Source organism: Pseudoalteromonas sp. NBT06-2, assembly GCF_002276045.1.
GTDB lineage: Bacteria > Pseudomonadota > Gammaproteobacteria > Enterobacterales > Alteromonadaceae > Pseudoalteromonas.
The window spans coordinates 1-8,598 of sequence record NZ_NQMR01000039.1 but is presented as its reverse complement, the minus strand read 5'-3'; the positions used below and the strand labels follow the sequence as shown (position 1 = coordinate 8,598).

The following is an 8,598-nucleotide window of genomic DNA, read 5'->3' as shown; positions in this document are numbered from 1 at the left end:
TTATTCACCGAGATGTGCTGTAAAAACCACCAAGTACCCAATAAAGAAACCTTGTGAATATTCACTATAAATATAAAAAATACCTAAGAACAACAGCTACAACTAGAATAAAAACTCTAAGCTGTTTTTTTAAACAACTTTAGGCACGAAACATTCAATCATAAATAAAAATATAACAAGAGAATACTTATGAAAAATACTCGGTTTTCATTACAACTTCACCATATAATGCTAGTCATTGCATTTATCTTCACCTCAAACCAAATACAAGCAAGTCCATTAATTGACTTATTAAAAGCTTTGGTTGGTCAACCCGTTTTTAAACAATCTGATTTATATACAACTCAAGACGACATTATTATTCCGACTTATGATGACATACAGTTACATGCAAATATCTTTGTTCCGACTAGTGGGTTAACTTATTACCCTACAGTTATTTTTATTAATAGCTGGGGGTTAGATGAATATGAATATCTTACCGAAGCCGCAAATTTTGCTGAGCAAGGCTATATTGTTTTAAGCTATTCAACACGCGGTTTTGGAGATTCACAAGGAAAAATAGCTACAGCAGGAGAGCAAGATCTTCAAGATGTTTCAGCTGTTATAGATTTTTTAATAGCAAACTACCCTATAGATGAAGATAAAATTGGTTTAGCGGGCGTTTCTTACGGTTCAGGTATTAGTCTTTTAAGTGCTGCTCATGAGTCCAGAGTAAGCGCTGTCGCTGCGATGAGCACCTGGGGAAGCTTAACTGGTTCCCTATATGGACAACAAACACCAAGATTAATATGGGGTGCATTACTTACTGGATTAGGTTATTTAACAGGTGATCCAAGTGATGAAATAGCGCAAAATTATATCGGATTATTAAAACAAGAGAACATAAACGAAATTACCCAATGGGCAGATTTGCGTTCACCTCTACATTATATAAATGAATTAAACCAAAGTGGTACACCAATTTATTTATCAAACAACTTTGGAGATAATCTATTTCAGCCAAACAGTGTATTAACCTTATATGAAGCATTAACAACTCCTAAGTTATTAGATTTAAATCAAGGTACCCATGCTGTAGGAGAAGTATTAGGCATGGGTAATTCACAACATCACGTTTGGAAAAATGTGCATGCTTGGTTTGATCATTGGTTAAAGGGTGAACAAAATGGCATAATCAATAAAAAGCCTGTAGAAATGGAAGTAAAATTTGGTCAATACGAACAATTTGACAGTTGGCCTACAGCTAATATTTCACAAACAACTTTATATTTACATGAAAAAGAATTTGATGGCGATGGTGATATGAAAAGTACTCCCTACGCACCTTGGTGGCCAAAAACGGATACTGTTTATTCAGGTTTAGATACGTTTGCAACAACGGGTATTCCATTACTGTCTTATATTACTGAAGACTATTTATCTTTACCTATCCTTTCGAGTATGAGTTTGATCAGTTCAATCAATGCGATTCGATGGGAGTCTGATTGGCTAAATGAAACGTTAGAATTAAGAGGTATAAACAAGATACTCCTTAATGTTACGCCATCATCAGATAAAGCCTTATTAGTTGCATATTTATACGATGTGAACTGGGCGGGCATAGGCACTTTAATTACCCATGCACCTTATACTATTTTGAATGCCACACCTAACGAAGAGATGGTAATTGATATAGATTTAGTAGCGACAGCATATGATGTACCTAAAGGCCATTATTTAGCACTTGTTATAGATACGGCAGATATTTTATATAGTCCACCTACAACGTCACTTTACAATTTTAAAATAAATTATGCTGAAGGTATTAATAATACCCTAACCTTATCTCACAAGTAAAAAAACACCTAAAACAATACACTTTTATCGATAAACGGTAAAAATGTATTATTTTGTGATGTTATTTTACTCACACTTACATCAAGAAATAAATTCCATGAATAAAATAAAAAACCTTAACTGAAGTTAGTTAAGGTTTTTAAATTTAAGATATTTATTTAATTATTTAAAGCTTTGCGCCTGCTTTAACAAATTTTAATGTCATACGATCACTTTCACCAATCGCCATATATTTAGCACGGTCTTTATCTTTAAGTGCTAATACAGGCGGTAATGTCCAAACACCATTAGGATGATTTGCTGTATCTTTCTTATTCGCATTAATTTCACTACTTGCCGCTAGTTTAAAACCAGCTTCTTTAGCTAATTGAATCGTTAAAGAAATTGGGAAGTAACCACTTTTTTGATTTGACGCCCAATCTTGAGATTCAGGCATTCGATGCTCAACAACACCTAAAGCACCATCTGGTTTTAACGCAACATAGGCATCTTTAAATAACTGCTTTACACCTTCTTCTTTCCAGTTATGCAAATTTCTAAAGGTAAGCACTAAATCGGCACTGCCTTTAGGTGCTAAAGCACTTGGTTTTTTAGGTGTAAAATCCGTTAACTTCATTTTGCTAAAGATTTCATTACTCGTTAATTTTTGTTCTAATCTTTTACGAGATTTACTATAGTAATTATCTTCACCCGTATCAGGATACTGAGCACCGTAAAATGTACCTTTGTCTTTTAAAGCAGGTGCTAATATTTCACTATACCAAGCACCGCCTGGAGCAACTTCAACAACTGTCATTGTCGGTTTAAACCCAAAAAACTCTAATGTTTCTTTTGGATTACGGTACATATCGCGACTTTTATTTTTATCTGAACGATATTCACCCGCAATCGCTTTATCTAATGCTGAAACATGCTTAGCAGCGTGACTATGCGTGTCATGTGCGCTTGCCATCGCTACGCAGAAGATACTCGCACTAATAACTGAACCTTTCAAAAGTGTTTTTAAGTTTGCCATTATTTTTATTCCATTGGGTTATTAAGTTAAATCGGAACTAGTTATAACAGAAATCTGCTTACTTTAAAGCCAAAACACGATAAATCACATCTTTTTATAGGTAATAAATTAGTAACAAAATATAAATTTAATATGGATGAATTAAATTTATATCTTTGTCGGTCTTCTATGGCTAATGCTCATAATACAGGGATTAGTTTGGCAAAAAATAGTAGTTAGTTACTATACTTCAGTAATGCAACATACAAACATTTAAGATAATAATGCAAATAATAACGAATTTTTTCATAACATTATTAATCCTTTTATTTGAATTCTATTCTTATTCTCATGCTAATGAACCTCTTTTACCGTTAAAATTAATTGAACAAAAAAAAAACAAAAATACAATTAGGTGAACAGCTATTTAATGATATTTTATTATCAAAAAACAAATTATTTTCATGCGCTAGCTGTCATCATAAAAATAAAGCATATGCTGACGGTAAAGCATTTTCGCTCGGTGCTGATGGCAAGTTATTGCCTGTGAATACCCCTAGCTTAGAATATGTGGGATTAAATTATTATTTTACGTGGACAGGAAAGTTCAATGACTTAAACGAACACCTCAATATGTTAATTACTAGCAATAAAATAATGAATAACTCTTGGGATACCGTAATAAATAGATTAGCGTCAGATAAAAAATATCAAGAATTATTTACTTTAGCCGGTTATCACACCATAAATCAAAATTCCATCAGTAATGCCATCATCACATTTGAATTAAGTTTAGCAAGGTTATCTCGATTCGATCTATACCTAAAAGGTAATTTCAATCAACTCACTAAAAATGAAATAAGGGGGTATCAATTATTTAAAGATTATGGTTGTAGTAGCTGTCATCAAGGGGTCAATATAGGTGGCAATATGAGGCAAAAATTTGGAGTAATGCGGCCTTACTTTGATGAAAAAAAAGTTAAAATACGAGATTTAGGGTTTTTCAATAGCAGTCATGATGAAAGCGAAAAATATTATTTTAGAGTGCCAAGCTTAAGAAATGTAAGCAAAACTTCACCTTATTTCCATGATGCATCCGCTAGCACACTAAAAAAAGCCATTAGAGTGATGTTTAAATATCAATTAGGAATATTTCCAAATCATGAAGATGTTGAACACATAGAAGATTTTCTAAAGAGTTTGGATGCGATTGATGAATAAACAAACAAAATATTATCCCGTATTATTCTTTATTTTCTTACTATTGAGCTCGCTTATTTGGGCTAACTTCAACTCACAGGTCAATATATTAAAGTCAGAAAATGAACTAAATATCCTACTTTTACAGATTCAGAAGCAAAATAATGAAATATCGCAATTGATATTAAAAAGTCACAGTAATCTCGAACAAAATTTCGATAACTTGGCCCTTGCGCAAAAAAAATAACAATACAAATACATGATTTAATACTCCTACTCAAAAATAATAGCATCGAAAGTTCAGCTGACAATTTGTACCTCTTATACAAAAAGCGTTTAAATCAAATTGAAAAATTCAAATCCCTACATGCGAGCATCAATAACTCACTTCGATATTTACCAAAATTAGAACTACAAATAAGGAATTTACTAGACCAACATGAGCATAGCTTATTAATTCAAACGATAGATAGCATAGTGATAAATGCTTTAAGTCTGCAAATTTTCACAGAAAAAATTATTGTGCAAAGGTCAAATCTCATGGCTCAAAATTTAGAAAAAATGGCATTAAATACCAACGAAGATAATAAAAAACTCATAAAATCTCTTAATTGGCATGCACAAAAATATCAACGTTTAAAAAATGAAATGAATCTATTAGTTATTAAATTAATTAATAACTCACTTGCTATTGAGCTTGATATTTTAGAACAAAAATTAAATCACACACAATTTATCAAAATATATAAAACAAAAAAAATGCGATTTTATGTTTTAATTTACGCAGGTTTAGTATCAGTTATTGTGATTACCTTTCTAATTAATCGTCGTTACCTTATTAATAAAGTTATGCGGCACAAAAAGCTAAGTGAAAGAGATCAATTAACCAATTTAAAAACCGTAGAAGCTTTATTTTTAACTTAGAATTAGCATTAAATAATTTAGCAACATATCAAAGTTCCGGAGCTATCATATTTATAGACTTAGATGGCTTTAAAAAAATAAACGATACTTTAGGACATTTGGCGGGCGATAAAGTGTTAAAATTAATCGCCAAGCGCCTATTAATAATTGAAAATGAATTTAACAGTAACGCCTTAGAGCTAAACGTTGCACGTTTAGGAGGTGATGAGTTTGTTATTTTAATTGAACAAAAAACCGTTAAAAGTGGGCTTGAAGTCATATTAGAAATAGCACAACAAGTGATCACGCAATGTGCTGCCCCATTGCCGGGCCAGCTTCAGAATACAGACTTATCAGCAAGCTTAGGGATTTCCTTGTTTCCACAACATGGAACCGATGTTACTTTACTGCTAAATAATGCAGATAAGGCAATGTATCACTCAAAAAGAAAAGGTAAAAATTGTTATACCTTTTATCAAACTAGCAAGGCAAGCTAATTAAAAAAAATTATGTTAACTAAATAATTTTTTTCTAACTAAACCCCGATATTGTTTAGGTGTTTGTCCTAAGTGTTTTTTAAACAGTCGCGTTAAATAACCTTGATCACAATAGCCAACTTCAAATGCAATTTCCTGAATAGATAAATTAGTTGATGCAAGTAAATCTTTTACCGACTCTATGCGTAATTGCTGCCAATAATCAGTGGCTTTTTTACCTGTTGCGGCTTTAAACCTGCGAGTAAATGAACGCTGACTTACACCAAATTGCGCTGCAACCTGATTTAAATCTAAAGTAGATGCTAAATTAGTTCGCATCCAAAACTGTATTTGTGCAATCAACTCATCTGGATGTCTATCTACGCCCCCCTCTAGATAACGCTGCTCTTCATAAGGTTTTCTGATTTCATGAGAAAAATTTCTTTCAACATGTTGCGCTGCTTCTCTGCCATAATATTGATGAATAATATGCACTATAATATCAGCCAAAGAATTCAAACTTGCAGCACAATAAATACGCTCAGATTGAGTAATAAAAAAATCAGGTTTTAAATCTACATCAGGATAGTCTCGTCTGAATTGTTCTGCATAATGCCAGTGAGTTGTAGCAGGTAAGCCATTAAGTAAACCTGATTCGGCTAAAAAGCAATTACCGGTACCAACACCAATTAATGTACTACCACCCGACCATAAGTTATTTAACCAAGAGATTAATTTAGGATGCTTTCTTAAAACAGGTCTAGGATTACGCCATATACTGGGAACGATAATCAATTCGGCTATATCTGCTGATTCAGGTGTAGAATCAGCCAAAATATTTATCCCAGCTCTTGATTTAATTGGTTTTAAATCTTCACCAACCAACTCAATACTCAATGATTTACTTGTTTTATTGTGGCTAAGCGCAAAAGCCTCTCCAGCTCTGAGCATTTCAACAGGTAAAGTCAAACTAGTTGCCAACATATGTTGGTAGACAAGAAGAGAAACCTTAATTTCTTTTGATGATTTCTGATTTAAATTTGGCATTTCAGTACCTAAATCTCACTTTTGGCCATTATATCCTTATTTATGGCTGCTATGTTAAAAATAATATTTTAAAAGCGATTTAGACTGTACATATTAAAAACACATCATTGCAAGTTAAAAGGTTTCTCATGATAGCTTTACCTCTAATTGTTGGCATGGGCGGTATTAATGCCGCAGGTCGAACATCTTTTCATCAAGGCTACCAACGCATTGTAATAGATAAATTAAATCAAGAATTACGTCGTGAAACGTTTGTAGGTCTTGCAACCTTAATGAATCTAGTGAGTTATCAAAATAACCAATTAGTTGATGTTAATAGTCAAGCTATTGCGCCAAGCGAAATTGAAGAAAAACTAGGGCAAGAGATATTAGATGGTACTCTGATCCGTAAAATCGAAAAAAATCATTTTGATGTTGATGCGACTCATTGGCAACAAAAAATGACTTTAAGTCCTTCAGGTGAAACAATCGTTTTTGAAACGAGTAAACGAAAATTACCTTCACCTTTACCACGTACTTGGCAAATAACAGAGCTTGAAGCAGGCAAAGTAAAAGTAGAGATCCTGGGTGATTTAGAAGTTACTCACGATGGCTATCGTGATAATCCAATCAAAGCTGCAGGACAATTCCCTACTGGTTTTGAACCTAAAAACATGTATAACAGTCGTTATCAACCTCGTGGTTTACAAGCAACTATTTTTGGTGCGACAGATGCGATTCGTTCTTTAGGTATGGAATGGCAAACTATAGTAGATAAAATTAATCCTGATCAAATTGGAACCTACTCTGCTTCTGTTACAGGACAAATGCAGGAAGAAGGTTTTGCTGGCTTAATGAAAAGCCGTATGCGTGGCGGACGTGTTTCTACTAAAAATTTAGCCTTAGGCTTAAATACTATGTCTACCGATTTCATTAATGCCTATGTCACTGGTAATGTAGGTACTACTTTCACTGCTTCTGGCGCGTGCGCAACTTTTTTATATAATTTACGAGCCGCAGTACAAGATATTCAAAGTGGTAATATCCGTGTTGCTGTTGTAGGTAGTTCTGAAGCGCCTATTACCCAAGAAATCATTGAAGGTTTTGGTAATATGAGTGCATTAGCAAATGAAGAAGGTCTTAAAAAACTAGATAATAGTGATAAAGCCGATCATCGCCGTACGAGTCGACCGTTTGGTAATAACTGTGGTTTTACTATCGGAGAAGGCGCTCAATTTGTTGTATTAATGGATGATGCGTTAACACTTGAATTAGGCGCTAAAGTATTAGGTTCAGTAGCAGACGTATTTATTAATGCCGATGGTATTAAAAAATCAATTACAGCACCTGGCCCAGGTAATTATATTACAATGGCAAAATCAGTAGCACTTGCACAAAATATTTTAGGTAAAGAAGCAATAACTGAACGTAGCTTTATTTTAGCCCACGGTTCAAGCACCCCTCAAAATCGTGTTACTGAATCTTTAATATATGATCGCATAGGGAAAAGCTTTGCTATCAAAAATTGGCCTATTGCTGCTCCAAAAGCATTTGTTGGTCATACTATTGGTCCTGCAAGTGGTGATCAAATGGCAATGGCCTTAGGAATATTTGAGCACAATATCATGCCAGGTATTACCACTATTGATAAAATTGCTGACGATGTGTATGCCGAACAACTTGATATTAGAACTGAGCATTATGAATGTCAGCCAATGGATGTTGCATTTATTAATTCAAAAGGTTTTGGTGGTAATAACGCGACTGCCACAGTATTTTCACCTAAAGTAAGTTTGCAAATGATGGCTAAACGTCATGGTGAATATGCAATGACAAGCTATCAAGCAAAGTTAAAAACTGTTGAAGCGGCACAACAAGCGTATAAAAAACAAATAAATAATGGTCAGTATGATCTTATTTATAAGTTTGGTGAAGGCCTTATTGATGAAAATGAGATCAACATCACTGAAACTGAAATGACTTTACCTGGCTTTGCTAACCCTATTGAACTAAGCCAAACAAACCCTTTTAAAGATATGGTTTAAGCAAATTATATCAATACCACAAGGCGTTCATTGAGCGCCTTTTTATTTCTACAATCCTAACTTTTAACTCTTATACTTATTCCGATAATTAATTGACCACTCAGAGCCTATGAGA

At 33.6% G+C, this 8,598-nt stretch carries 7 protein-coding genes; 5 read left to right on the top strand and 2 right to left on the bottom strand.

All coding sequences use genetic code 11. The features are described from left to right. Positions 1 to 189 precede the first annotated feature (189 nt). Positions 190 to 1,839 (top strand): alpha/beta fold hydrolase, encoded by a 1,650-nt coding sequence (locus CJF42_RS10120; protein ID WP_095366576.1) that lies wholly within the window; start codon positions 190 to 192, stop codon positions 1,837 to 1,839. Between the two features lie 166 nt (positions 1,840 to 2,005). Here the strand turns inward: CJF42_RS10120 and CJF42_RS10115 are convergent, their stop codons facing one another. Further along, complete coding sequence (locus CJF42_RS10115) at positions 2,006 to 2,854, bottom strand: class I SAM-dependent methyltransferase (RefSeq protein ID WP_095366575.1); 849 nt, start codon at positions 2,852 to 2,854, stop codon at positions 2,006 to 2,008. Positions 2,855 to 3,217: 363 nt separating this feature from the next. On the opposite strand from CJF42_RS10115, the gene CJF42_RS10110 reads away from it, so the two are divergent. The 3 genes from CJF42_RS10110 (at position 3,218) to CJF42_RS10095 (ending at position 5,433) form a co-directional block, all read left to right on the top strand. After that, positions 3,218 to 4,054 carry a cytochrome-c peroxidase gene (locus tag CJF42_RS10110; protein WP_095366574.1) on the top strand — a complete coding sequence of 279 codons (837 nt, stop codon included), beginning with the start codon at positions 3,218 to 3,220 and terminating at the stop codon, positions 4,052 to 4,054. A gap of 222 nt (positions 4,055 to 4,276) precedes the next feature. Then, positions 4,277 to 4,957 (top strand): DAHL domain-containing protein, encoded by a 681-nt coding sequence (locus CJF42_RS10100; RefSeq protein WP_353651680.1) that lies wholly within the window; start codon positions 4,277 to 4,279, stop codon positions 4,955 to 4,957. Beyond that, positions 4,915 to 5,433, top strand: a complete 519-nt coding sequence (locus CJF42_RS10095; RefSeq protein WP_095366571.1) for a GGDEF domain-containing protein — start codon at positions 4,915 to 4,917, stop codon at positions 5,431 to 5,433. The genes CJF42_RS10100 and CJF42_RS10095 overlap by 43 nt, the downstream gene beginning before the upstream one ends. A gap of 15 nt (positions 5,434 to 5,448) precedes the next feature. On the opposite strand, the gene CJF42_RS10090 is transcribed toward CJF42_RS10095, so the two are convergent. After that, a complete protein-coding gene (locus CJF42_RS10090) occupies positions 5,449 to 6,459 on the bottom strand; it encodes a GlxA family transcriptional regulator (protein ID WP_095366570.1) in 1,011 nt (336 codons plus the stop codon). Positions 6,460 to 6,587: 128 nt separating this feature from the next. Here CJF42_RS10090 and CJF42_RS10085 point away from each other — a divergent pair, with 128 nt between their 5' ends. Then, positions 6,588 to 8,483: a beta-ketoacyl synthase gene (locus CJF42_RS10085; protein ID WP_095366569.1), complete on the top strand. Its 1,896-nt coding sequence runs from the start codon at positions 6,588 to 6,590 to the stop codon at positions 8,481 to 8,483. Positions 8,484 to 8,598: the final 115 nt, after the last annotated feature.

Excerpts from the sequence above, each read along its gene's own strand:
- CJF42_RS10090 (WP_095366570.1), bottom strand. The coding sequence starts at position 6,459 with ATGCCAAATTTAAATCAGAAATCATCAAAAGAAATTAAGGTTTCTCTT.
- CJF42_RS10120 (WP_095366576.1), top strand. The coding sequence starts at position 190 with ATGAAAAATACTCGGTTTTCATTACAACTTCACCATATAATGCTAGTC.
- CJF42_RS10115 (WP_095366575.1), bottom strand. The coding sequence starts at position 2,854 with ATGGCAAACTTAAAAACACTTTTGAAAGGTTCAGTTATTAGTGCGAGT.
- CJF42_RS10085 (WP_095366569.1), top strand. The coding sequence starts at position 6,588 with ATGATAGCTTTACCTCTAATTGTTGGCATGGGCGGTATTAATGCCGCA.